Source organism: Caballeronia sp. LZ016 (assembly GCF_031450805.1).
Classification (GTDB): domain Bacteria; phylum Pseudomonadota; class Gammaproteobacteria; order Burkholderiales; family Burkholderiaceae; genus Caballeronia.
Genome location: NZ_JARTVY010000001.1, coordinates 932,385 through 956,804, shown reverse-complemented (window position 1 = coordinate 956,804; position 24,420 = coordinate 932,385). Strand labels below are relative to the sequence as shown.

The following is a 24,420-nucleotide window of genomic DNA, read 5'->3' as shown; positions in this document are numbered from 1 at the left end:
AATCGCTTCCTTCTTTCCTATGCGTGCGGACGGTGCTTACAGATTGATCAGCGTCTGGTCGACGGTCTGCTGCGTCTTGATCGTCTGCGCGTTCGCCTGATAGTTGCGCTGCGCGGTGATCAGATTGACGAGCTCGTTGGTCAGATCGACGTTCGAGTTTTCCACCGCGCCGCCCGTAAGCGTGCCGTGATTGGTCGAGCCGGGCACCGAGACTTGCGCCGCGCCCGAAGCCGCGGTCTGCGCATACACGTTGCCGCCGAGGTTCTGCAGGCCGTTCTGGTTATTGAAGTTCGCAATCGCGATCTGGCCGAGCGCCTTCGTTTCGCCGTTCGAGTAGTTGCCCGTCAGCATGCCGTCGGTGCCGACCGTGAAGCCCGTCAGTTCGCCCGTGCTGTTGCCGTCCTGGGTCAGGTTCGTGAGGCCGCTCTTCGCGCCGTATTGCGTGGTGCCCGCGAGGTTCAGCGTCAACGATTGCGTCGCGCCGGGCGTCGGGTCCGCGCCGTTCGGGATCGTGAAAGTGAAAGTCTTGCCGGACGTCAGATTGCCCGACGCATCGAAGCTCACCGCGCCGAGGTCGGTCTGCTGCGAGACCGGATCGCCGTAGCCTGCGAACGCTTCCCACGTGTTCGTGCCGGTCTTCGTGAAGTAGACGGAGACCTTTTGCGTGCCGCCGAGCGAGTCGTACGCATCCACGGAAGTCGATGCGTTATACGTGTTGCCGTTGGTCGGGTCGAAGTCGGCGACGGGCTTCACGTCGTCCTGCGAGTTCAGGTTGAACGCAGCGGTGATGGTCTTCGTCGCGGTCGGCGCGATGTTCGCGGTCGGCACCGTCAGCGGCACCGTGCTCGCGCTGTTGACGACGCCGCCGGAATCGGCTGCATAGCCCATCAGTTGCAGGCCCGCCGAGTTGACGATGTTGCCGCTGTTGTCGAGATGGAACACGCCGTTGCGCGAGTACACGACCGAGCCGTTGTTCGACAGCTGATAGAAGCCGTTGCCGTTGATCGCGACGTCGAGCGCCTGGTTCGTCGTGGTGATCGTGCCTTGCGAGAACTGCTGCTGCACTTCGGCGAGGCGCGTGCCGATGCCGATCTGGTTCGACACGGCGGTGGCCATGGAACTGGCGTACATGTCCGCGAACTGCGCGGCGCCCTGCTTGAAGCCGACGGTATTCGCGTTCGCGATGTTGTTGCCGATCACATCCAGATCGCTCGACGCGGCGCCCAGACCGCTCAGTGCTTGTTGGTAGCTCATGTTTTACTCTTTAGCCGGGGCATCCCGGCAGCAAAGGAAGTTGGAATCAAAGAATCGAAGCGACGCTGGTCAGCGCAACCGTCGAGCCGTTCGCGAGCTTCAGGCCCGGCGCGCCGCCCGACATCTGCACGACGCTCTGCACTTGCGAAGCGGAAAGCGTCGTGGCGGTGGCCTGCTGGCCGTTGATCGTGCCTTGCGCGGTGATCGTGTAGCTGCCGTCGGCGAGCGTCGCGCCCTTCGAATCGACCGGCGTCCAGCCCGATACCGGCACCACGCCTGCGCCCTGCGCGCCGAGGTCGAGCGTATTGACGATGTTCCCCGACTTGTCCTTCACGACGATCTGCAGGTCGCTGACATCGTTGGCGAGCTGCACGCCGAAGCTCGACGACGCCCCGCTCGATACGGTCAGCGCATTGCCCGGCGCGAGTACGTTGGAGCCGATCAGCAACGCGGCCTGCGTCGACTGGCCCGCGGAGAGTTGCGTCGCGAGCGAACTCAGCGACGTGTTCAGCTGGCCGATGCCCGACACCGTGTTGATCTGCGCGAGCTGCGAAGTCATCTGCGAGCTGTCGGCGGGATTGGTCGGGTCCTGGTTCTTCAGTTGCGTCACGAGCAGCGTGAGAAAGGTGTTCTGCAGGTCCGAAGCGGACGTGCCGCTCGTGCTGCTGGCCGACGAGCTCGATGCGCTCGACGCGCCGTTCATGGTGTCGAGCAGCGTCTGCGACACCTGGGTGCCGTTGCTGCCGATCGTGGTGTTGGTCGTCACGGGTTATTCCTCAGAGTCCGGTTCAGGTTCCGATGGTCAGGGTCTTGAGCATCAATTGCTTGGCGGTGTTGAGCGTTTCGACGTTCGCCTGATAGGAACGCGACGCGGAAATCATGTTGACCATCTCCTGCACGGGATCGACGTTCGGCAGCGTCACATAGCCGTCCGCGTTCGCCGCCGGGTTGCTTGGGTCGTAGCTGGTTTTCATGGGGCTCGGATCGTCGATGACGCCCGTCACCTGCACGCCGCCGACCTGCTGGCCGGAGCCGCTTCTCGCGCCGCCGAGCGGATCGACGGCGAACACGACCTGCTTCGCCTTGTACGGCTGGCCGTCCGGTCCGGTCGTGCTGTCCGCGTTCGCCAGATTCGACGCGGTCACGTTCAGGCGCTGCGCCTGAGCCGACATCGCCGAGCCGGCGACGCTGAATATGTTCATCAATGAAGGCATGCTCTTCCTCAGCTATTGGTTGTAATGGCGGACAGCATCGACTTGATCTGCGAGGTGAGCACCGTCATGCCGGCTTCGAAGTGCAGCGCGTTGTCCGCGAACTGCACGCGTTCGGCGTCGAGATCGACCGTGTTGCCGTCGAGCGATGGCTGGCTCGGCACGCGATACGCGAGCCGGCCGTAGTCGTCGCTCGAACCGCCGGATGCGGCGAGCGTCGACGTGCCGGACAGGTGTCCCTTCGCGGTCACGGCCATCGACGCGCCGCTCGTGATCGATACCGGCTGCGCCATCTTCAGCGTCGATGCGTTCGACGCCGCCGATCCGCCGCCCTGCTTCAGCGCGCCGGCGAGCGCCGTGGAGAAGTTCACGTCGCGCGCCTTGTAGCCGGGCGTGTCGGCGTTCGCGATATTCGACGACAGCAGTTCCTGCCGGTACGCGCGCACATCGAGCGCTTCGCGGCCGAACGCCAATTCCTTGTCGAGCTTGTCTAGCATTCCCTGGATTCCCCAAGTTCGTGATGTCGCAGACGCCCGCCGTACCGCGCGGGCCTTTTTGCATGACACGCATCTTAGGAGCGGCGCGCAATGACTGATCCGATGAATAACCGGGAAACGCGGCCTCTATTCGAGGCTTGAGCGTGACGCCGGCTATCTAGAATCTGGGTCGTGGTGAGAGGCGGATCGATTCCGCGCTCAACGATCGAGTCGAACAACGTGTCTGCGCCTGGCGCGGCGAGCAAGGAGAAAGTGATGAGCAGGTCCGCCGGGCATCCGTCGAAAGTCGCGTCGCCGTGCGTGGCGTCTTTTGCACGCCGCGCGTCGCTGTTCGTCGGCGTCGTGGGGCTCGTCGCCAGCGCGTTCGCGCAGCAGGGCGACGGCTTCATCGCGATTCCCGGCAACGCGGAGACGAATCCTTCGGCGGTCGCGGATATGGCGAAGGCCCTTCCCGCCGCTGCTTCTGCTGTTTCCACGGTTGCGCCGACGCCCGCGCCTTATCTTGCGCCCGCGCCCGGCTACCGCGCTGCGACCAAAGCCGCGGATGCCGCGATGCGCCACGCCGCGCTCGCGCTCGAAGCGCGCGCCGAATCCGCAGACGACGCAATGGACGATGCGAGCGGGATGATCGTCATTCCCGGCGCTGGCGAAGCGAAGCCGGCTCCCGTTGCCGCAGCCGTCAAGCCGATGGCGGCGGCTGCATCCGCCGCGCGCGACGTGATCCCCGTCGTCGTCACGCGCGATGACGCCGCCGCGTCGCGCACGGCCAACGCACGCCCGATCGCGGCGGGCGACGCATCGCCGGTCAGGCGCGCGAACTTCACGCCGTCCGCTCCCGATGCGCCCGCCATGAAGCGCGCGAGCTTCACGCCGCAGCCCGCCGCCGCTGGCGCTGCGACGATGCAGGATGGCGAGACCATCCGCGCCGCCGCGCTCGCGTTCTTGCAGCAACAAGCCGCCGGCTTGCCCGGCAAAGTCGATATCACCGTGACGCCCGTCTTCCCGCGCGGCCTCGCCGCCTGCACGGCGCTCGATCCGTTCATGCCGACGGGCGCGCGCCTCTGGGGCCGCGTGACGGTCGGCGTGCGCTGCGTCGGCGAGCGGCCGTGGACGCTGTATGTTCAGGCGCGGGTGTCGATCAACGCGACGTACTACGTCGCCGCACGCGCGGTCGCGCCGGGCGAAGTGCTCGGCAACGCCGATCTCGTCGCCCGCGACGGCGATCTCACCGCGATGCCGCAAGCCGTCGTCACCGATCCGTCGCAGGCGGTCGGCGCGGTGACGCTGTCGCGCGTGCCGGCGGGCCTGCCGCTGCGCACCGACATGCTGCGCGCAGCAAGCTCGGTGGCGATCGGGCAGACGGTTCGCGTCGTCACCGACGGCTCGGGCTTCTCGATATCGTCCGAAGGCAGCGCGATGAACAACGCCACGCCCGGCCAGCAGGTCCGCGTGAAGACCGCTGGCGGCCAGATCGTGACGGGCGTCGTCAAGGATAGTCAGACGGTGGAAATCCGCATGTGACGGGCGCCGCCGTCCATTCCCGACCCGGCCAGGACCGTCCGAAGAATTGATTACCGAATGTTTCACTTTGTTGCAATTCGATCGAAGGCCCGCCCCGTAAGGCTTTGCGGGCGATGATGTCGCCGAACGTGTGCTGCGCCACCAAGGCAGGGTAAAGTTTCCGAGACCCCCCGCCGATAAAGGACTCAACACGTTCGGGAATGGACATCGTGAAAATCGAATCGAAAAGCAACACCACTCTGGCGAGCCTGCAGGAAGGCTCACAACGCGCATCGCAAAGCGATGCGAAAACTGCTGCGGCTGCCGCCACCACCACGCCGGCCACCGGCGTGAAAGCGGGCGCGGCATCGCCGGTGAGTCTGTCGACGTTGTCGTCGGACTTGCGTGCGTCGAACGGCTCGGACATCGATACGGCGAAGGTCGAATCGATCAAGGCCGCGATCCGCGACGGCAGCCTGAAGATCGATACCAGCAAGATCGCCGACGGCATGCTGAGCACTGCGCGCGACCTGCTGCAAACGAGAACCCCGCCGACTGGCGGCTGAAACGCAACGGCCCGGGCTCGCCCGGAGCACGACGTGGACGGCGCCGGGCGGCTTTGACGAAACCCGCGTTTTAGCGAGCTGCAATGAGAGACGCCCTGCTTGCCACTGTCATCGAAGAAATCGCCGCTGTTCAGGCGTTCGAATCCCTCCTCGCCCACGAGGAAAAAGCGCTGATCGCCGCGCAGCCGCTCGCCGCGCTGCCGGAGATCATCGGGCAAAAGACCGCGCTGACCGAGCGCATCGGCGTGCTCGAGCAGCAGCGCGACACGCAGCTCGGCGCGCTCGGCCTGCCGGGCGGATTCATCGGCATGGAAGCCGCCGCCGAGGGCGATGCGCAACTCGCCGAACAATGGACGCTCCTTTGCGCCGCCGCCCGCCGTGCGAAGCAGGGCAACAACAACAACGGCGTGCTGATCCGCACCCGCATGGAATACAACCGCAAGGCGCTCGCGGCGCTGCAGGTCGCGCCGTCGAAGTCCGGCTTCTACGGCCCGGACGGACGCGTGCCGGGCGCATGATCGCCGCCGGCTTTCTCTCCACGGCGCATGACTTCACCGGTCATGCGCCGTTTGCATTGCCCGGCGCCTTATTCATCGATTAACCCGGTTTTCCGCGGCTTAATCCGCCGATGGCCGCTCGACGCCTTCCGCAATAATCGCTTCCATCACAGAAAGCGAGCACGAAGCGGAGCAAGCGGTGGCGGAAGAAAGCGATCTCGAAAAAACCGAATCAGCCACTCCCAAGCGCCTGGAAAAGGCGCGGGAGGAAGGCCAGGTTGCGCGCTCGCGGGAACTCGCCTCGTTCGCGTTGCTCGCGGCAGGCTTCTGCGGCGTATGGGCGTTGTCCGGATCGATCGGCGGACATTTGCAGTCGATCCTGCGCGGCGCGTTCACCTTCAATCACGAGACCGTGCTCGACACGCGCCAGATGATGATCGGCGCGGCCAACGCCAGCAAGGAAGGCATGCTTGCCGTGCTGCCGGTGCTCGCGTTGACGGCCGTCGCCGCGCTCGCCGCGCCGATGGCTCTCGGCGGCTGGCTCATCACGACGAAGCCGCTCGCGCCCAACTTCGGCCGCCTCAATCCGATCAGCGGGCTCGGCAAGATGTTCTCGTCGCAGGGTCCGATTCAGCTCGGCATGTCGATTCTCAAGACGATCGTCGTCGGCGGCATGGCGGGCTCGGCGATGTGGAGCCGCAAAGCCGAAGTGCTGGGCCTGCTCACGAAGCCGCTCGGCCTCGCGCTCGCCGATGTGATGCACCTGATCCTCGTGTGCTGCGGCATGGCGATCGGCGGGCTGTTTCTCGTCGCGGTCGTCGATGTGCCGTATCAGATGTGGTCGCATGCGAAGAAGCTTCGCATGAGCAAGGAAGAAGTGAAGCGCGAGCACAAGGAAAACGAAGGCGACCCGCATATCAAGGGCAAGATTCGCCAGCAGCAGCGTGCGGCCGCGCGTCGCCGGATGATGCAGGCGATCCCGACCGCCGATGTCATCGTCACGAACCCGACGCACTTCGCGGTCGCGCTCAAGTATGCCGACGGCGAGATGCGCGCGCCGAAGGTCGTCGCGAAGGGCGTGAATCTTGTCGCGGCGCGCATCCGCGAACTCGGCCGTGAAAATAACGTGCCGCTGCTCGAAGCGCCGCCGCTTGCGCGGGCGCTGTATCACAACGTCGAGATCAACCGCGAGATTCCGGGCGCGCTGTACGGCGCGGTCGCGCAAGTGCTGGCGTGGGTGTATCAGCTCAAGCGCTACAAGGCAGACGGCGGCATCAAGCCCGACGATCCGACCGATCTCGACGTGCCGAAGGAACTGGACAAAGGCGGCGTATCCGACGCCGACGCCGATCAGGAAGCCGCTGAAGCGCTTTCCGGCGACAACTCATCACAAGGAGCCGCAGCATGAACGCGCGCGCTGGATTTTTCGCGAAACGACCCGACGCGCTCGGCACGCAGAACCTTCGGGCGCTTGCCGGCCCGATCCTCATCTGCATGATCCTCGGCATGATGATCCTGCCGTTGCCGGCGTTTCTGCTGGACCTGCTGTTCACGTTCAACATCGCGCTGTCGGTGATGGTGCTGCTCGTCAGCATGTACACGCAAAAGCCGCTCGACTTCGCGGCATTTCCGAGCGTGCTGCTCTTTTCGACGCTGCTGCGCCTGTCGCTCAACGTCGCGTCGACGCGTATCGTGCTGCTGCAGGGCCACACCGGTCCGGACGCGGCGGGCCAGGTGATCGAATCGTTCGGGCACTTTCTCGTCGGCGGCAACTTCGCGGTCGGTATCGTCGTGTTCGTGATCCTGATGATCATCAACTTCATGGTCATCACGAAGGGTGCGGGACGTATCGCGGAAGTCGGCGCGCGCTTCACGCTCGACGCGATGCCCGGCAAGCAGATGGCCATCGACGCCGATCTGAACGCCGGCCTCATCAACGAGGAAGTCGCGAAGAAGCGCCGCACGGCGGTCGCGCAGGAGTCCGAGTTCTACGGTTCGATGGACGGTGCATCGAAGTTCGTGCGCGGCGACGCGATCGCGGGCTTGCTGATCATGGTGATCAACATCGTCGGCGGGCTGATCGTCGGCATGCTTCAGCACGACATGGACTTCGCGCACGCGGCGACCAATTACACGCTGCTGACCATCGGCGACGGCCTCGTTGCGCAGATTCCGTCGCTCATCATTTCGACGGCGGCGGGCGTGATCGTGTCGCGCGTCGCGACGGAAGAGGACATCGGCACGCAGTTGACCGGCCAGTTGTTCCAGAATCCGCGCGTGCTGATGATCACGGGCGTCATCATCGGCATAATGGGGCTGATTCCGGGCATGCCGCACTTCGCGTTTCTGCTGCTTGGGGGCGGCCTCGTTTATGCCGCACGTTCGATGAACAAGCGTGCGGAAGCGAAGAAGAAATCGGGCGTCGTCACGGACGTCACGCCGATCGCCGCCGCCGCTGGCGCGTCCGCTGAAAGCGCGGAGGCGAGCTGGGAGGATGTCGCGCTCATCGATCCGCTGGGTCTCGAAGTGGGCTATCGGCTGATTCCGCTCGTGGATCGCAACGCGGACGGCGAATTGCTGAAGCGCATCAAGGGCATCCGCAAGAAGTTTGCGCAGGAAATCGGCTTCTTGCCGCCGGTCATTCATATCCGCGACAACCTCGAGTTGCGTCCGAACGGGTATCGCATTGCGCTGAAGGGCGTGGAAGTGGGCGTCGGCGAAGCGTTCCCGGGTCAGTGGCTCGCGATCAACCCGGGGCAGGTTTCGGCGACGCTGCCTGGCGCGCAGACGACGGACCCGGCGTTCGGCCTGCCGGCGGTGTGGATCGACACGGCGATGCGCGAGCAGGCGCAGGTCTACGGCTATACGGTCGTCGATGCGAGCACGGTGGTGGCGACGCATCTGAATCACCTCGTCGTCACGCATGCGGCGGAACTGCTCGGACGACAGGAGGTGCAGGCGCTGCTGGAGCGCATCGGCAAGGACACGCCATCGCTCACCGACGATCTCGTGCCGAAGACGCTGTCGCTCACGACCTTGCAGAAGGTGTTGCAGAACCTGCTCGACGAAAGCGTGCCGATTCGCGACATGCGCACGATCCTGGATGCGCTGCAGGAGCATGGACCGCGTATTTCCGATCCGTACGAGCTGACGGCTGCGGTGCGTCTGGCGCTGGGGCGCGCGATCACGCAGCAGTGGTATCCGGGCAGCAACGATCTGCAGGTGATGGGCCTCGATCCGACGCTGGAGCGGGTGTTGTCGCAGGCGTTATCGACGGGGCCGAATCCCGGTCTGGAGCCGGGGCTGGCGCAAACGCTGATGACGTCGACGCAAAACGCGATGATGCGTCAGCAGAATCTGGGGTTGCCGCCGGTGCTGCTCGTGCAGCATTCGCTGCGCGCGATGCTGGCGCGCTTCCTGCGCCGGAGCCTGCCGCAGTTGAAGGTGATCTCTTATGCGGAAGTGCCGGATACGCGGAATGTGAAGGTGGTTAATCTGATTGGGGGGTGATGGCTATGTCAGCCCTTCTGGGGACGCTTTCTGCAGTGTCGGAGATATAAAGCTTCATTGGCTCACCATCCGCATTCTGTTCCGCCTTAGCAACGAAGCGCAGAGTGCGAGTTGCAGCCATTGCCTCGACATAAGGATTGTTTGGTCGGTTGAAGATGGGATCCGTCACCTGCGCGGAGATGCGCGCCAGCTCTCCATCTAGCGTCACTTTGCACGCGCCGGTTGCCATATCGAATTCAGAAATCAGACCGGAGTAGACCGTGGAATGGTCCGCGACCACCATGTCAGCATCCGCGAAAGCGCGTTTCTGTTCGGCGCCCAACTCTGCGAATTTTTCGCCGCTCGCATACAGGTCAATGCGTTTGCAAGAGCGATCGATCGGCGTTAGGGCTTGCCTGGCGGCTGGCCGAAGCGCGTCCGCCATCTTGTTGATGGTATCCATCAGCTTGTCGACAGTGCCCTGATTGTTGCGAAGAGCCTGCTGCAGGGCTTCGCTCAAATACTTCATCTCGTCTTTGTCTCGGCGGGACAGCACAGTCTCGGCGGGACAGCACATACTGGACAAGGGTCGTAAGAAGCGCGCCGAACACTCCGGAACAGAGTTCCCGGCTGCCAATAACGCTTCTCACGACCGCTAACACCTCGAAGCAGTGATGTTATGCAACGGGAATCGCAAGCACCTGCACGTCCAGCGCGTCCAGGTGCTTACTAAGTTTACCTGTTTTCAGGAAATGGGCGCTTACCGCAAATATCCGCGCAAACCCCTGCATCGACTGTCCCGGTTGGTTCAGGTCAAGCTCGTGTTGCTCAGCATTGTTACCCTCGAAGCGGATCGCAAGGGCAGGAAACTCATCTTTGTCTGCTGCGGCTATCCTATCGGTTGTTGTCGCTTTCGTTTGCATGGCAGATCGATCGGGATATCTAACGATATATAACACCTCAATCTTAGTGCCGGCTGGTACGTGTCAGCTTGCTCGTAACGCATTATTCCAATCGTATGGATTGGTGCTCGAGCTGCGTCCATGCGCACTCAGGCGCCTGCAGGCAGGTGACGTGGATAGCAGCTCCGAATTCCCTCAACACTCCACAATATTCACCGCCAACCCGCCGCGCGACGTCTCCTTGTACTTCGTCTTCATATCCGCGCCGGTTTCGCGCATCGTCTTGATGACCGAATCCAGCGATACGTAATGCGACCCGTCCCCGCGCATCGCCATGCGCGCGGCGTTCACCGCCTTCACCGATCCCATCGCGTTCCGTTCGATGCACGGAATCTGCACCATCCCGCCGACCGGATCGCACGTCAGCCCGAGGTTGTGCTCCATGCCGATTTCCGCCGCGTTCTCCACCTGCGCCGGCGTGCCGCCGAGCACCGCCGCAAGCGCGCCCGCCGCCATCGAACACGCGACGCCCACTTCGCCCTGGCATCCCACTTCCGCACCGGATATCGACGCGTTCATCTTGTACAGAATGCCGATGGCCGCCGCCGTCAGCAGGAAGTCGATCACGCCCTGCTCGTTCGAACCCGGCACGAAGCGATCGTAGTAATGCAGCACGGCCGGGATGATGCCCGCCGCCCCGTTCGTCGGCGCCGTCACGACGCGTCCGCCCACCGCGTTTTCTTCGTTCACGGCGATCGCATAAAGATTGATCCAGTCGATCATCGATAACGGATCGCGCAGCGCCTGCTCAGGCTTGCCCGCCAGCGCCCGATAAAGCTGCGGCGCACGGCGCTTCACCTGAAACGGTCCCGGCAAATTGCCATCCGCTTCCGGATTGCCGATGCCGCACCCCCGCGCGACGCAATCCTGCATCACGTCCCAGATGCGCAACAGGCCCGCGCGAATCTCGTCTTCACTGCGCCAGATGCGCTCGTTTTCCCACATGAGCTGCGCAATCGACCGGCCCGAATCGGCGCACATCTTCATCAGTTCGTCGCCGGTCTGAAACGGGTAAGGCAACTGCTCGTGCGCCGTCAGCACCGCCGTGTTCGCCGCGCCCGCCGTCACCACGAAGCCGCCGCCCACGGACAGATACGTCGCATCGCGCAAAGGCTGGCCGCTCGCATCGAATGCATGCAGCTTCATGCCGTTCGGATGCTCGGGCAGCGCTTGCCGATAGAACGCGATGTTCTCCTTCACCGAGAACGGAATCTCGCGCGTTCCGAGCAAGGCAAGCGTCTTCGACGTGCGAACCGCCTCGAGGCGCGGGACGATGGTGCGGGCATCGACGGTATCCGGTGCGTCGCCCATCAGGCCGAGCATCACGCCGCGATCCGTGCCGTGGCCTTTGCCCGTCGCGCCGAGCGATCCATACAGCTCGCATTTCACCGATGCCACCGCGCCGAGCAGCCCGTCGCGTTCCAGGCCTTGCGCGAACATCAGCGCGGCGCGCATCGGTCCGACAGTGTGTGAGCTGGAAGGGCCGATGCCGACTTTGAAGAGATCGAAAACGCTGACTGCCATGACTGTTCCTGCGAAAGAGATTAGCGCGCCGGCAGCGGCAGACAGACCGCGAGCCACGCGGGAGGCGTCGGCGCGAGCCGCAACGCCACCGGCGCATAGCGGCCGTCGAGACGCGCCGCCAGATGAAAGAGTTCCGCCGCGTTCTTCGGGTCCCACTGGCCCGATGAACCCGGCAGGCCGGCCTCGCGACGCCTGGCATCGAAAGGTACGGTCGAACGCACGAACTCCTCGTGCGTTCGGGTGCCGAGCGCATAGGGCGTGAGCCAGTTGAGCGCATCGGCGAGCGTGGCGCCGGTCGCCGCGCGTTCCGGCAGCCAGTTGCGGTTGTGCCGCCGCGCCGAAAGCGCGGCCGTCACGAGCGGCTGCAGGTCGTAGGTGACGTAGTGCAAAGCATCGCGTTCGGAGAAATCGACCGTGGACCCGTCCGGCGCGATGTTGTCGCCGATATGCTCGACAAAGAGCCGCTGCGCCGCGTTGATCATCTTGCGATCGTCAATGGTGAACGCGCCCATCGCCACCAGCTTCACGCGATGACTCTGCCAGTTGTTCCGATACGTGCCCGTGAGCGGACGCGGCTGCTTGTCGATATCCGCGATATAGCCCGTCACCATCTTCGCGATGAACGCGTTCGCCGCATTGCGCGTCCTGACCGGCAGCGCGCTCGCCGTCAGGTCGTAGGCGAGAATCAGCGATTCGAAATTCGTTTCGTCGATCGGATTGAAGCTCGGCTTGTACTGAGTGGTCCACGCGAACAGGAAGCGATCGACCAGCCGCAGATACCGTTCGTTGCCGGTCGCGCGCCAGGCCAGCGCGGCATCGCGCATGAGGCCGAGATCGCGCGCGGCTTCGACGCTTTCATCATGGATGCCTTCGTGCGGCAGCGTGCCTTCGGTGTGCAGCGTGGCGCGCGGCTTCGGCTGATCGTCGACGTGCGATTGCACCGCGTTCACCAGCGCCTTCACGCCCGGATCGGCATGGGTGCGCTCGCTCGTCTGCATGGCGGGCGCGGCGCAGAAGTTCATTGCCGCGTGCGCGGCCGGCGCGGCCATCAGCGCGGACGCTGCGCAGATCGCGGCGAGCGTTGCCAGCGTTGTGTGCGTCGTCCGGAAACGGCTCGCCTCGTTCACCTTTCGCACCTTCAGCGCCATATGCACTCCCTGATTGCTTTGGTCAGGGGTGAGATGTTAGCCGTTCCCGAACACGCCGCAAGTTCACCCGACAATGCTTTACGCTTCCGGGCGACTCGCGGCTGTCACGCTCGCTTCCGCGCTCAGGCGTCCGCGTAGTCCGAAATGGGCACGCAGGAGCACATCAGGTTGCGATCGCCGTACGCGTTGTCCGCACGGCCCACGGGGGACCAGTACTTGCGCGCCACGAGCGACTTCACCGGATACGCCGCCTGCTCGCGCGTGTACGCATGATTCCACGCGTCGGCGGTCACGACCGCAGCCGTGTGCGGCGCGTTTTTCAGCACGTTGTCCTCGCGATCGGCGCGGCCTTCCTCGACCGCGCGAATCTCTTCGCGAATGGCGATCATCGCGTCGATGAAGCGATCCAGTTCTTCCTTCGACTCGGATTCTGTCGGCTCCACCATCAGCGTGCCGGGAACGGGGAAGCTCATCGTCGGCGCGTGGAAGCCGTAGTCGATCAGCCGCTTGGCCACGTCCTCCACCGAGATGCCGCTCGCTTCCTTGATCGGCCGCACGTCGAGAATGCACTCGTGCGCGACCAGCCCGCCGGGGCCGCTATAGAGCACCGGATAGTGCGGCGCGAGGCGCTTCGCGACATAGTTCGCGGCGAGAATCGCGCTTTCCGTGGCGGCGGTGAGGCCCTGCGCGCCCATCATCGCGATATACATCCACGAGATCGGCAGAATGGCCGCCGAGCCATACGGCGCCGACGATACCGCGCCGATGCCCGCTTCATCGCGCTTATAGCCGGTGGACGTCTGCTTCGGCAGGAACTTCGCGAGATGCGCGCCGACCGCGACCGGACCGACGCCCGGCCCGCCGCCGCCGTGCGGAATGCAGAACGTCTTGTGCAAGTTCAGATGCGACACGTCGCCGCCGAACTGGCCCGGCGCGCAGAGGCCGACCATCGCGTTCATGTTGGCGCCATCGACATAAACCTGGCCGCCGTGCTGATGCACGATGTCGCAAATCTCGCGCACGTTGCGCTCGAACACGCCGTGTGTCGACGGATACGTGATCATGATCGCCGCGAGATTCGCCGAATGCTTCTCGGCCTTCGCCTTCAGGTCTTCGATATCGACGTTGCCGTTCGCATCGCACGCGACGACGACCACCTGCATGCCAGCCATTTGCGCCGATGCCGGGTTCGTGCCGTGCGCGGACGCCGGAATCAGGCACACGTTGCGATGCCCTTCGCCACGCGACTCGTGATACGCATGAATGATGAGCAGGCCCGCGTACTCGCCCTGTGATCCCGCGTTCGGCTGCAATGACACAGCCGCATAACCCGTGCACGCGACGAGCATTTGTTCGAGCTGATCGATCATCGTGCGATAGCCGAGCGTCTGTTCGGCGGGCGCGAACGGATGGATCTGCGCGAACTCCGGCCACGTGACCGGCAGCATCTCGGACGTGGCGTTCAGCTTCATCGTGCACGAGCCGAGCGGGATCATCGTGCGGTCGAGCGCGAGGTCCTTGTCGGCGAGGCTGCGCAGATAGCGCAGCATTTCGTGTTCGGAGTGATGGCGGTTGAAGACCGGATGCGTGAGGTAATCGCTCGTGCGCTTGAGTCCGGCCGGGAGCGAGTCCTTCAGCGCGGCGTCGAGCGCGTCGATGTCGAAGGTTTCGGTCTTGCCCGCGACTTCCGCGAACAGTGCGAACAGCTTCAGCAGGTCGTCGCGCGTGGTGGTTTCATCGAGCGATACGCCGACCTGGCTGGCGCTCACGTGCCGCAGGTTGATATGCGCGGCGTGAGCGGCCTGATGCAGCGCGGTGGTGTTCGCGCCGCTGTCGATGGTGACGGTATCGAAGAACGTCTCGTTGGCGATGGAATAGCCGAGCTTCGCGACGCCCGCCGCGAAGATCGACGCGACGCGGTTCACGCGCAGCGCGATCGTCTTCAAGCCTTGCGGGCCGTGATAGACCGCGTACATGCTCGCCATGATCGCGAGCAGCGCCTGCGCCGTGCAGACGTTCGATGTCGCCTTTTCGCGGCGGATGTGCTGTTCGCGCGTTTGCAGCGCGAGACGCAGCGCGGAATTGCCTTGCGCGTCGACCGTCACGCCGACGAGACGGCCCGGCATCTGGCGCTTGAACTCGTCCCGCACGGACATGTAGGCAGCGTGCGGCCCGCCGAAGCCGACCGGCACGCCGAAACGCTGCGTATTGCCGATGGCCACGTCCGCGCCCCATTCGCCCGGCGGCGTGATGAGCGTCAGCGCGAGCAGGTCCGCCGACGCAACCACATGTCCGCCCGCGGCGTGAATCGCTTCGGCCAGCGCGCGGTAGTCCCGCACGTCGCCGTTCGCGCCCGGATATTGCAGCAGCACGCCAAACGCGTTGGCGCTCGCGGCGTCGGCTGCGGGGCCGACTTTGACCTCGATGCCCGCCGGCTTTGCGCGCGTCTTCACCACTTCGATGGTCTGCGGCAGCACGTCGTCCGCAACGTAGAACACGTTCGACTTCGGCTTGCCGACGCGTTGCAGAAGCGTCATTGCTTCGGCAGCGGCGGTGGCCTCGTCGAGCAGCGATGCGTTGGCCATCGCGAGGCCCGTGAGGTCCATCACCATCTGCTGGAAATTGAGCAGCGCTTCGAGGCGTCCCTGCGAGATTTCCGGCTGATACGGCGTGTAAGCCGTGTACCACGCCGGATTTTCGAGCACGTTGCGCAGGATCACCGCCGGCGTGTGCGTGCCGTAGTAACCCTGGCCGATGAAGGTTCGAAACACCAGATTCTCGTCCGCGAGCTTGCGCAACGACGCGAGCGCTTCTGCTTCGCTCTTCGGCTGCGTGAAGGCGCCGAGCGGCAGCGTCTCCTTGCGGCGAATCGCTTCGGGAATCACCGCGTCGATGAAGGCCGCGCGCGATGCGAAACCGAGCGCGTCGAGCATTGCGCGCTGATCGGCGGCGTCGGGGCCGATGTGCCGGCCAGCGAACGCATCGTGGCATTCGAGCGCGGCGAGTGACAGGGAAGTGCGGTTCATCAGGCGATCCGGGTGTTCGAGCTTCATGTGAATTCCTGCGAAAGCGGCTCCTTCCTCGAAACCGCTCTCGTCTGATAGAGGGTTATTCGCCGATCGACTTGCCGTAGCCTTCGGCGTCGAGCAGCTTCTCGAGACCCGCGTCGCTCGCGGGCTTGATCTTGAAGAGCCAGCTTTCGTATGGCGCGCCGTTCACCTGATCCGGCGATGACGTCAATGCGTCGTTTGCCGCGACGATTTCGCCCGAGACCGGTGCGTAGATGTCCGAGGCGGCCTTCACCGATTCGATGACGGCGATCGCGTCGCCTGCCGCAACCGACTTGCCCGCCGCGGGCAGTTCGACGAACACGATGTCGCCGAGCGCTTCCTGGGCGTGATCGGTGATGCCGACGGTCAGTGTGCCGTCGGATTCCGTGCGGACCCATTCGTGCGATTCGGTGTATTTCAGATCGGCCGGGATGCTCATTGGATGCTCCTTGCGTGGTTCGTTCGTTCGTGAAGTTTTGACTGGGAAAACGCGCGCATCGGCTTACTGGGGGGCTACGAGAACCTTGCCGTTGCGCACGAACGGAAGTTTTACCACGCGCGCGGGGACTTGCTTGTCGCGGATGACAACCTGCACCGTGTCGCCCGGCGCGACAGCGGCCGGCACGCGAGCGAATGCGATCGACTCCTGCATCGACGGGGAGAACGTGCCGCTCGTGATTTCGCCCTCGCCGTGCGGCGTCACGACTTTTTGATGGGCGCGCAGCACGCCGCCCGCACGACCGTTTTCCTTGATGAGCACGAGCCCGACGAAGCCGGCCTTCGTGCCGTTCGTTTCCAGCGCCGCGCGGCCGACGAAGTCACGCGGCGTCTTCAGATCGACGGTCCAGGCGAGGCCCGCGTCGAGCGGCGACACGTTTTCGTCCATGTCCTGGCCGTAGAGATTCATGCCGGCTTCGAGCCGCAGCGTGTCGCGTGCGCCGAGGCCGGCGGGCTTCACGCCAGCGGCGTGCAGCGCGTTCCACAGCGCTTCGACGTGCGTCGCCGGAACGACGATTTCGAAGCCGTCCTCGCCCGTGTAGCCGGTGCGCGCGAGCATCAGCTCGCCGTATGCGGTGGCGGGAAACGTGACGGCGTTGAACGGCTTGATGTCCTGGGTCGCGGCGCGCGTGTCGGGCAGCACTTGCCAGACTTTCTCGCGCGCGTTCGGCCCTTGCACCGCGATGATGCCGAGATCGCCGCGCGGCGTGATCGACAGATTGAAGCCGCCTTCGGCGTTCAGCTGCCCGAACCACGCAATGTCCTTGTCCGCCGTGCTCGCGTTGACGACCACGCGAAAGTTCGTTTCGGAGAAGAAGTAAACGATGAGGTCGTCGATGACGCCGCCGTCGCTCTTGAGCAGGCACGAGTAGAGCGCGCGGCCCGGCGTCGTGAGCTTGTCGACGTTATTGGCAATGGCGTAGCGGAAGAAGTCGCGGACGGCGTCGCCCTCGAAATCGACGACGCGCATGTGCGAGACGTCGAACATGCCGGCGTCGGTGCGTACGGCGCGGTGTTCGTCGATCTGCGAACCGTAGTTGACGGGCATGTCCCAGCCGCCGAAATCGACCATGCGCGCGTTGAGCGCGAGGTGAGCGGCGTGCAGGGGCGTGTGTTGAAGTGCGGTCATCGGGGCCTCGGTTCGCGAAAACAAAAAAGGCCACGCAGCGCTCTTTGCCTGCGGAACGCCGCTTCGCGCGCCGCCCGATGCGGCATACGAAGCGCGACCCACGATGCAATTGCGATGCGTGACCCCTCTGTCCTCGGTACCTGAGAGATTGCGCGGACCCGGCGTGTGCCGATGGTCCATCGCGCGCCCCTTCGGTGGGCAACTGGCTTCTTCCTTGGAGGAAGCCGCTGCCGCTCTCCAGAGTACGGAGGATTGACTCCTCCGACGCGGCCGGTCCTTTTGCCTGAGAGTTTGCGGGTGTGCCCCTTCGGCGGCGCGGCGTTCGCTGTGCAGTGCACGACGACGGCCACGCGCTCTCCCGACGCGTGCGGCAGAATTTACGCGACGGAAATGGGGTTGTCAAACGGATTCGGAGGCGGGCGATTGCGCGCGTCGCGCCGCTGTGATCGGCACGATTCGTTACGTTCGGGGCGGCGCTGTCTCCTACACTTCTTTGTTTGCAAACCCGATTTCGTATCGATCATGGCATCCATCACGATCAACGGCCGGACGGTGACCGGCAACAGCATTTCCGTCCGCGGCAAGCAGGTGACGGTCGACGGAGAGACCGTGACCGTCGATGACTCGCTGCGCGTCATCATCGAAGTTCAGGGCGACGTCGAACGAATCGACGTGGACAGTTGCGAACGGCTGAGCGTGCACGGCCAGGCGGGGCGCGTCTCGGTCGTGTCGGGCAACATCACTTGTGGCGATGTCGGCGGGTCCGTGGAGACGGTTTCCGGCAATGTCAATTGCCGGGACATCGGCGGAAACGTGATTACGACGTCGGGGAATGTGAATCGGCGGTGAACTTCGGCGGCACGGCTTCAGACCGTTGCGGATGCGTCGGCTTCCGCCATTGATCGGAACGCGTCCGCGCGCGTCAGGAAGGCCACGCAGTTTGCGACGAGGTCGGTCGCGTCGTGCTGGTCGAACGCATCCGCAAGATGGTAGTCCGCGAGTGTTCTTATCTTCTTGAGGTCGATGAGCAGGTAGGCAAGCACTTTGCCCTTCTTTCCGTGCGCGATGTATCGATCAGTCAGGCGTTGATGCACTCCTGCTGCGTCATGGCCGGGCGGCAAGCACTTGTCCGCTACCTGCAAAGCTTGGTGATAAGCAGCGTAGTACGCACGTGATGCGCCCGAGCGCCATTCGCACTCACTGCCGCCCGCAGCGAGTTGCTGCGCCAGGCCGATCAGATCCTCGACTTCGATACTCATCGCGCAATTTCAAAGGACGTGCCGCGCGGTACGAACGATGCGAGCGGGCGGCAAACGAAGGTAATCAACTCGGGGTGGGCGTCATCGAACTCGTCGGTGAGCGCTTCCGCGATGGCAACGTTCACGTTGGCGCACTGGCTTGCAGACTGGTCGATGTAGAACTCGTATCGCACGGTGTGGTCGGGAAAGCGCACCGGGCGCGTCCGCCTTATCGCGTGGCCGGATGCCCGTATCGTCGAACTGGCGAGTTGCAACAGGGCCATGCGCGTTTGTGGATCGACGCCAGAACGCTGAAACGACGCGATCAGATCGTTCATCTCAACGAGAAAGCAGTCGCTTTCTGTGAGCGCGTGCTGGATGTTGCCGGAGTGCATGACCGCATTCGCTTCTTCGAAAAGAGTCGCGCCATAGAGCGCACGAGCCGCAGCAAGGAACATCCGGGCGTGACCGTGCTTCATTGCAGCGAGTCGACGGGCGTACTTCACCGCCAGATCGGTCGCTCCGAGGTTCAAAGCTAGCGACGCGGCGTTACCCAGCACCATCGAGTCATAGTTGGCCAACGCATAGGCCGCTTCGGCGCAACGAATGAATCTATCCCGGTCGCTACGCAAGAACGCGACAAACGCCAGAACGAGCCAGCACATCTGCGGCTCATCAGCGTTTCGTTGAAGTGACTGCTGCGCGTCTCGCTCTATGCGCTTCACAACGAACTCGTTGCTCTGCGCACTGATCGTCATTTCGAAAAGAGCGTCGAGCCAATCATGACTAACGGGTGAGGGAGGTTCAAGTAGCGTTGGCCTGTTATTCGAGTGTTCGGAATAGTACAGGCCCTACGGCTTCAGCGTTTATCTTTTTATTACGCACCCGCAACGTCTGCTAAACAGCAGGAATCACGTCACCCCCGCACGAACTCCACCCTCCTCCCTTCCCGCTCGCTTTGCATCGCCAGCTCGATGACGGTCATCGTATCCACCGCATCCTGCGGCGTCACCGGAAACGGCTTGCCATCCAGCACCGACGCCGCCAGCGCGCGATAAAACTCCACATACGCCCCATCGCGCGTCGCGAATTCATGGCGCAGGTCGTGATCGCCGTCCACCTCGCGCAGCAGTCCGGGCGGATTCTTGCCGAAGCCTGCATCGCCAGGGCGCAGGCCAGCGCGCAACTGATCTTCCTGCACGTCGAGGCCGGTCTTCACATAACTGCCGCGCGTGCCGTGAATCGCGAACCGCGGCGGCTCGAGCGCGGCGAGCGCGCTCGCATGCAGCACCACTTCCTTGTCCGCATAGCCGAGCACGAGATGCACATAATCCGGCGCGTGCGCGTGGTCGCGATGCGCCTTCACGAAAGCCGTCACCGTCTGCGGCACGCCGAAAAGCGCGAGCGCCTGATCGATCAGATGCGGCCCGAGATCGAACAGCAGACCGCCGCCTCTCGACGCCTCCTCGCGCCAGCGTTGCGGCACTTTCGGGCGGAACCGATCGAAATGCGATTCGTAATGCGTGATGCGCCCGAGCCGCCCGCTTTCGATCAGCCCGCGCGCCGTCATGAAATCGCCGTCCCAGCGGCGGTTGTGAAACGGCGCGAACAGCAAGCCATTCTGCTGCGCGAGATCGGCCAGCGCGCGCGCGTCGGCAGCGGTGAGCGTCACCGGCTTGTCGACGACCACGTGCTTGCCCGCCGTCAACGCACGGCGCGCAAGGTCGAAGTGCGTATCGTTGGGGGTTGCGATAACGATGCACGCGATCTCATCGATGGCGGCGAGCGCATCGAAGTCCGCAACGATCCGCGCGTCCGGATAATCGGCCTGCGCGCGCTCGGCCTGGCTCGTCGCGATGGCCGTCACGCTCGCGCGGCCGCAATGCTCGATGACGGGCGCATGGAACGTCGCGCCGGCAAGGCCATAGCCCATCAGGCCGACTTTCAGTGCTGAACTCATTGTGGGCATCATCCTGTTTGAATCGACCGGATATTGTGGCACGCGGCCCGATCGCGGCAAACCGCAGCGGCAAGCCGAACGCCAAGCGGGGCCAAATCCCATCGCGTTTTATCGTGTTAACATCGCGCTCTCGAATTCGCCGCGCGCACGAACCGTGTGTCGCCGGGCGAATGCTCGCAGTCCATCAGCGGCGGTGTTTTTTACCGGTTGCCGCGCGCCTCACTCTCCAAAGTCCAGAACGATGTCCGCAGGTCTCAACGCCGCGCAAAGCGAAGCGGTGCGCTATCTCGATGGTCCCTGTCTCGTGCTCGCGGGCGCGGGCAGCGGCAAGACGCGCGTGATCACGCAGAAGATCGCGCACCTGATCGAAGGACGCGGCTTCGAGCCGAAGCACATCGCCGCGCTCACCTTCACGAACAAGGCCGCGCTCGAAATGCGCGAGCGGACCGCCAAGCTCCTCGAAGGCAAGACACTGACGACGCCCGGCAAGGAAGGCCGCAAGGTGCCGGTCAATCAGTTGACCATCTGCACGTTCCATTCGCTCGGCGTCCAGATCATGCGCCAGGAAGCGGAGCACGTCGGGCTAAAGCCGCAGTTCTCGATCATGGATTCCGACGACTGCTTCGGCATGGTCCAGGAACAGCTCGGCACGACGGACAAGGGCCTCATCCGCAAGGTGCAGTCGATCATTTCGCTGTGGAAGAACGCGATGGTCTCGCCCGATCAGGCCGCCGTCCTCGCGAGCAACGAGGACGAGCATCAGGCGGCGATCGTCTATCGCAGCTATGCCGCGACGCTTCATGCGTATCAGGCGCTCGACTTCGACGATCTGATCCTGCGCCCCGCGCAACTCTTCGCGGAGAACGAGCAGGTGCGCGAGAAGTGGCAGAACCGCCTGCGCTACCTGCTGATCGACGAGTATCAGGACACCAACGCCTGCCAGTACGAATTGCTGAAGCTGCTGGCCGGTCCGCGCGCGGCGTTCACCGCCGTGGGCGACGACGATCAGGCCATCTACGGCTGGCGCGGCGCCACGCTCGAGAACCTCGCGCAGCTGAGCAAGGACTTCCCGAAGCTGCACGTCATCAAGCTGGAGCAGAACTATCGGTCGACGGTGCGGATTCTGACGGCGGCGAACAACGTCATCGCCAACAATCCGAAGCTCTTCGAGAAAAAGCTGTGGTCGGAGCACGGCATGGGCGACACCATCACCGTCACCGGATGCAACGACGAAGAGCACGAAGCGGAATCCGTGGTCTTCCGGCTTTCGGCGCACAAGTTCGAGCGGCGCGCGGCGTTCCGCGATTACGCCATTCTGTATCGCGGAAATTTTCAGGCGCGCATCTTCGAGCAGGTGCTGCGTCGCGAGCGCATTCCGTATGTGCTGTCGGGCGGGCAGTCGTTTTTCGATCGCGCGGAGATCAAGGACATCATTGCGTATTTGCGGCTGATCGCGAATCCGGACGACGATCCCGCGTTCATCCGCGCGATCACGACGCCCCGGCGCGGCGTCGGCAACACGACGCTCGAAGCGCTCGGCGCGTTCGCGGGCGCGGCGAAGGTGTCGCTGTTCGAGGCGGTGTTCATGGGCGGCATCGAGGCGCGGCTGTCAGCGCGGCAAGTCGAACCGCTGCGCACGTTCTGCGAGTGGATACGCCGGCTGTCGGACCGCGCCGCGCGTGATCCGGCAAGCACCGTGCTCGACGACATGATGGAAGCCATCCACTACGAAGCCTACCTGTACGATGCCTTCGACGAGCGGCAGGCTCAGTCCAAGTGGCAGAACGTCCTCGAATTTTGCGAATGGCTGAAGCGCAAGGGCACGAAGCCGGAGTTGTCGCCGGAAGCCGAACAGACCGGCTACGACACCGCCGATGGCCTCGCCGACGACGGCAAGAACCTGCTCGGGCTGATCCAGACCGTCGCGCTGATGTCGATGCTGGAAGGCAAGGACGAGGACCCGGACGCGGTGCGGCTCTCGACCGTCCATGCGTCGAAGGGGCTCGAGTATCCGCACGTGTTTCTAGTGGGCGTCGAGGAAGGCATCATGCCGCATCGCGGGAGTTCGGACGATGACGGTCCGATCGACGATGCCCGCATCGAGGAAGAGCGCCGGCTGATGTATGTGGCGATCACGCGGGCGCAGCGCAGCCTGCATCTGAACTGGTGCAAGAAACGCAAGCGCGCGCGGGAGACGGTGGTGTGCGAGCCGTCGCGCTTTATCCCGGAGATGCTGCTCGACGACGCGCCGCCGCCGACGGCGGAAGAAGCGCCGTTGTCGCCGAAGGACCGGATGGCGATGCTGAAGGCGATGTTGCAAAAGAACTGACGGCAAACCCTGCGACGCCTGGGGCGTGCGCAGGGTTTGTTATCGCCGCGGCCTTACTTCGACGCGTTCACCATGTAATCGACGGCGGCTTTCACATCCGCGTCCGATGCATTCGATCCGCCTTTCGGCGGCATCGCGCCCTTGCCGTGAAGCGCGTAGTTGTAGACGGTTTCCATCGGCTCTTTGAGGCGCGGCGCCCAGGCCGCCTTGTCGCCGAACTTCGGCGCGTTCAGTACGCCTGCCGCGTGACACGCCTGACACACCTGTTCGTAGAGCGCCTTGCCGGCTTGCGCGGCATCGGCGCTTTGGGCGCCAGCAGCCGGCGCCGATGCGGTCTGCGGCACTGAGGCCAGCGCAGCGAGGGCGGCTGCGGCCTGGGCGTTGTCGGTCGCGCCGGAAGCGGCGGCCGGCGCCGAAGCGGATGCGGCAGCCGATGCACCCGCCGCCGCGCCCGGTGCGGGTTGCGCCGGTTCCGCGAACTTTGCGCCGGCGTTGTTCGCCATGTAGACGACGGCGCGCGCGATCTCGAAGTCGCTGTAGTCGTCGGGACTGGCGCCGCCGCGCGGGGGCATCGCACCTTTGCCGTTGAGCGCGTTGTGCAGCAGCGTGTCGTAGCCTTCGCCGATACGCGGAGCCCATGCACCGGCATCGCCGAGCTTGGGTGCGCCAGCGGTGCCTGTCGCATGGCATGCGGAGCAGACGGCCTTGAACACTTCTTCGCCGGTTTTGTAGACGCGGGGGGCGTTGGCATCGCGGATATCGACTTTCGCGGCGGGCGCGATGCGCTCTTGCACGGAGGCGTCGATGTCGGTGCCCGCGCCGGTGCGCGTCGAGGTATCGACGTAGACGGCGAGCAGGATGATGATGGCGACCGGGATGCCGAACCCCGCGATGACTGCCGCGATGAGTTGGCCGGGTGTCCTGATCGGGGCTCCGTGGGGTGCTTCGCTCATGCTTGTCTCGTCTCCCGTTTTTTGATTGAGTCGGTTCAGACAGCGTGACGGCTACCGCTTCGCCCTGGCGTCGCCAGGGGCACGGTCGATTATAGACGGAACGTTTAACGGAAGGCGTCGGGGCGATGGAGCGCGTGGCGGGCGTTTACCCGCAGTTCATCGAAGCCCGATGTGGCGCTGAAACGCCCTGACATGGACGGATGCACGGAAAACAGGTATCCTCTCGGATTCGCATGGGTCTTGCTGTCGCCTTCCGGCACCCCGCAAGCAAGATTCTCAGCAGATGCGCCCGTAGCTCAATGGATAGAGTACTGCCCTCCGAAGGCAGGGGTTGCTGGTTCGATCCCAGCCGGGCGCGCCAACGATAATTTGCCTAGCAAGAGTCCACCCTTTCTATTCTTCAGGTATCGGTTTCGTGCCGGAAAGCGGTCTTCGCCTTTCAGGCGGTGACCTGGGGATTACTGAAGTGCCCACGCCGTTGCTGCTGTGTATCGGGAGCGCCCATCGCGCGAAACGACTTCGCCACAACGCGCGATGACTTTTTGCAATGTCCGCCTGCCGGAAGGGTAACATTTCGGCCTCTGCGACGACTCACCACACGAGCCTGACCGCTTC

At 64.2% G+C, this 24,420-nt stretch carries 22 protein-coding genes, 1 tRNA gene and 2 riboswitches; of the genes, 8 read left to right on the top strand and 15 right to left on the bottom strand.

The features are described 5' to 3' along the window. Nucleotides 1-36 precede the first annotated feature (36 nt). The 4 genes from flgE to flgB are packed head-to-tail and all read right to left on the bottom strand — an operon-like array spanning nt 37 to nt 2,962. Entirely contained in the window at nt 37-1,254 is a 1,218-nt protein-coding gene (gene flgE, locus P9220_RS04515) for a flagellar hook protein FlgE (protein WP_309763780.1), read from the bottom strand. A 46-nt stretch (nt 1,255-1,300) separates the two neighbouring features. Next, the gene (locus P9220_RS04510) at nt 1,301-2,020 is read right to left on the bottom strand and encodes a flagellar hook assembly protein FlgD (protein ID WP_309763779.1); all 720 of its coding nucleotides are present in this window, start codon (nt 2,018-2,020) and stop codon (nt 1,301-1,303) included. Between the two features lie 22 nt (nt 2,021-2,042). After that, nucleotides 2,043-2,468, bottom strand: a complete 426-nt coding sequence (flgC, locus tag P9220_RS04505) for a flagellar basal body rod protein FlgC (protein WP_309763778.1) — start codon at nt 2,466-2,468, stop codon at nt 2,043-2,045. An 8-nt stretch (nt 2,469-2,476) separates the two neighbouring features. Next, nucleotides 2,477-2,962: a flagellar basal body rod protein FlgB gene (gene flgB / locus P9220_RS04500; RefSeq protein WP_309763777.1), complete on the bottom strand. Its 486-nt coding sequence runs from the start codon at nt 2,960-2,962 to the stop codon at nt 2,477-2,479. A gap of 255 nt (nt 2,963-3,217) precedes the next feature. Here flgB and flgA point away from each other — a divergent pair, with 255 nt between their 5' ends. The 5 genes from flgA (at nt 3,218) to flhA (ending at nt 9,035) form a co-directional block, all read left to right on the top strand. Next, nucleotides 3,218-4,483 (top strand): flagellar basal body P-ring formation chaperone FlgA, encoded by a 1,266-nt coding sequence (flgA, locus tag P9220_RS04495; protein ID WP_309763776.1) that lies wholly within the window; start codon nt 3,218-3,220, stop codon nt 4,481-4,483. 209 nt (nt 4,484-4,692) lie between these two features. Then, nucleotides 4,693-5,028, top strand: coding sequence for a flagellar biosynthesis anti-sigma factor FlgM (gene flgM / locus P9220_RS04490; protein ID WP_309765384.1), 336 nt, complete (start codon nt 4,693-4,695; stop codon nt 5,026-5,028). An 83-nt stretch (nt 5,029-5,111) separates the two neighbouring features. Beyond that, a complete protein-coding gene (locus P9220_RS04485) occupies nt 5,112-5,546 on the top strand; it encodes a flagellar protein FlgN (RefSeq protein WP_309763775.1) in 435 nt (144 codons plus the stop codon). A gap of 178 nt (nt 5,547-5,724) precedes the next feature. Next, on the top strand, nt 5,725-6,933 hold the full coding sequence (gene flhB, locus P9220_RS04480) for a flagellar biosynthesis protein FlhB (protein ID WP_309763774.1): 1,209 nt from the start codon (nt 5,725-5,727) through the stop codon (nt 6,931-6,933). Then, nucleotides 6,930-9,035 (top strand): flagellar biosynthesis protein FlhA, encoded by a 2,106-nt coding sequence (gene flhA / locus P9220_RS04475; protein WP_309763773.1) that lies wholly within the window; start codon nt 6,930-6,932, stop codon nt 9,033-9,035. Before flhB ends, flhA begins: the two co-directional genes overlap by 4 nt. Here flhA and P9220_RS04470 read toward each other — a convergent pair. The 7 genes from P9220_RS04470 to gcvT form a co-directional block, all read right to left on the bottom strand. Further along, on the bottom strand, nt 9,016-9,543 hold the full coding sequence (locus tag P9220_RS04470; protein ID WP_309763772.1) for a hypothetical protein: 528 nt from the start codon (nt 9,541-9,543) through the stop codon (nt 9,016-9,018). The two genes, flhA and P9220_RS04470, sit on opposite strands and share 20 nt — an antisense overlap. Before the next feature lie 148 nt (nt 9,544-9,691). Continuing rightward, entirely contained in the window at nt 9,692-9,937 is a 246-nt protein-coding gene (locus P9220_RS04465; protein ID WP_309763771.1) for a hypothetical protein, read from the bottom strand. A gap of 174 nt (nt 9,938-10,111) precedes the next feature. After that, nucleotides 10,112-11,500, bottom strand: coding sequence for an L-serine ammonia-lyase (locus tag P9220_RS04460; protein ID WP_309763770.1), 1,389 nt, complete (start codon nt 11,498-11,500; stop codon nt 10,112-10,114). A 20-nt stretch (nt 11,501-11,520) separates the two neighbouring features. Beyond that, nucleotides 11,521-12,648 (bottom strand): alginate lyase family protein, encoded by a 1,128-nt coding sequence (locus P9220_RS04455; RefSeq protein WP_309763769.1) that lies wholly within the window; start codon nt 12,646-12,648, stop codon nt 11,521-11,523. Between the two features lie 122 nt (nt 12,649-12,770). After that, nucleotides 12,771-15,701: an aminomethyl-transferring glycine dehydrogenase gene (gene gcvP / locus P9220_RS04450; RefSeq protein WP_309763768.1), complete on the bottom strand. Its 2,931-nt coding sequence runs from the start codon at nt 15,699-15,701 to the stop codon at nt 12,771-12,773. A 55-nt stretch (nt 15,702-15,756) separates the two neighbouring features. Then, complete coding sequence (gene gcvH / locus P9220_RS04445) at nt 15,757-16,137, bottom strand: glycine cleavage system protein GcvH (protein WP_159837320.1); 381 nt, start codon at nt 16,135-16,137, stop codon at nt 15,757-15,759. A gap of 63 nt (nt 16,138-16,200) precedes the next feature. Then, the gene (gene gcvT, locus P9220_RS04440; RefSeq protein ID WP_309763767.1) at nt 16,201-17,325 is read right to left on the bottom strand and encodes a glycine cleavage system aminomethyltransferase GcvT; all 1,125 of its coding nucleotides are present in this window, start codon (nt 17,323-17,325) and stop codon (nt 16,201-16,203) included. A 117-nt stretch (nt 17,326-17,442) separates the two neighbouring features. Then, nucleotides 17,443-17,576: riboswitch (glycine riboswitch) on the bottom strand. 9 nt (nt 17,577-17,585) lie between these two features. After that, nucleotides 17,586-17,696: riboswitch (glycine riboswitch) on the bottom strand. A gap of 181 nt (nt 17,697-17,877) precedes the next feature. On the opposite strand from gcvT, the gene P9220_RS04435 reads away from it, so the two are divergent. Beyond that, nucleotides 17,878-18,174 carry a hypothetical protein gene (locus P9220_RS04435; RefSeq protein WP_309763766.1) on the top strand — a complete coding sequence of 99 codons (297 nt, stop codon included), beginning with the start codon at nt 17,878-17,880 and terminating at the stop codon, nt 18,172-18,174. Nucleotides 18,175-18,191: 17 nt separating this feature from the next. Here the strand turns inward: P9220_RS04435 and P9220_RS04430 are convergent, their stop codons facing one another. From P9220_RS04430 to P9220_RS04420, 3 genes are all read right to left on the bottom strand, one after another. Continuing rightward, on the bottom strand, nt 18,192-18,584 hold the full coding sequence (locus P9220_RS04430) for a hypothetical protein (RefSeq protein ID WP_309763765.1): 393 nt from the start codon (nt 18,582-18,584) through the stop codon (nt 18,192-18,194). After that, on the bottom strand, nt 18,581-19,321 hold the full coding sequence (locus P9220_RS04425; protein WP_309763763.1) for a hypothetical protein: 741 nt from the start codon (nt 19,319-19,321) through the stop codon (nt 18,581-18,583). The genes P9220_RS04430 and P9220_RS04425 overlap by 4 nt, the downstream gene beginning before the upstream one ends. Before the next feature lie 158 nt (nt 19,322-19,479). After that, nucleotides 19,480-20,523: an oxidoreductase gene (locus P9220_RS04420; RefSeq protein WP_309763762.1), complete on the bottom strand. Its 1,044-nt coding sequence runs from the start codon at nt 20,521-20,523 to the stop codon at nt 19,480-19,482. A gap of 241 nt (nt 20,524-20,764) precedes the next feature. On the opposite strand from P9220_RS04420, the gene P9220_RS04415 reads away from it, so the two are divergent. After that, nucleotides 20,765-22,852 carry a UvrD-helicase domain-containing protein gene (locus P9220_RS04415; protein ID WP_309763761.1) on the top strand — a complete coding sequence of 696 codons (2,088 nt, stop codon included), beginning with the start codon at nt 20,765-20,767 and terminating at the stop codon, nt 22,850-22,852. A 53-nt stretch (nt 22,853-22,905) separates the two neighbouring features. Here P9220_RS04415 and P9220_RS04410 read toward each other — a convergent pair whose 3' ends face one another. Further along, the gene (locus P9220_RS04410; RefSeq protein ID WP_309763760.1) at nt 22,906-23,805 is read right to left on the bottom strand and encodes a c-type cytochrome; all 900 of its coding nucleotides are present in this window, start codon (nt 23,803-23,805) and stop codon (nt 22,906-22,908) included. Nucleotides 23,806-24,090: 285 nt separating this feature from the next. On the opposite strand from P9220_RS04410, the gene P9220_RS04405 reads away from it, so the two are divergent. Further along, nucleotides 24,091-24,166: transfer RNA gene (locus tag P9220_RS04405), tRNA-Arg, on the top strand. The last annotated feature ends 254 nt before the right edge of the window (nt 24,167-24,420 follow it).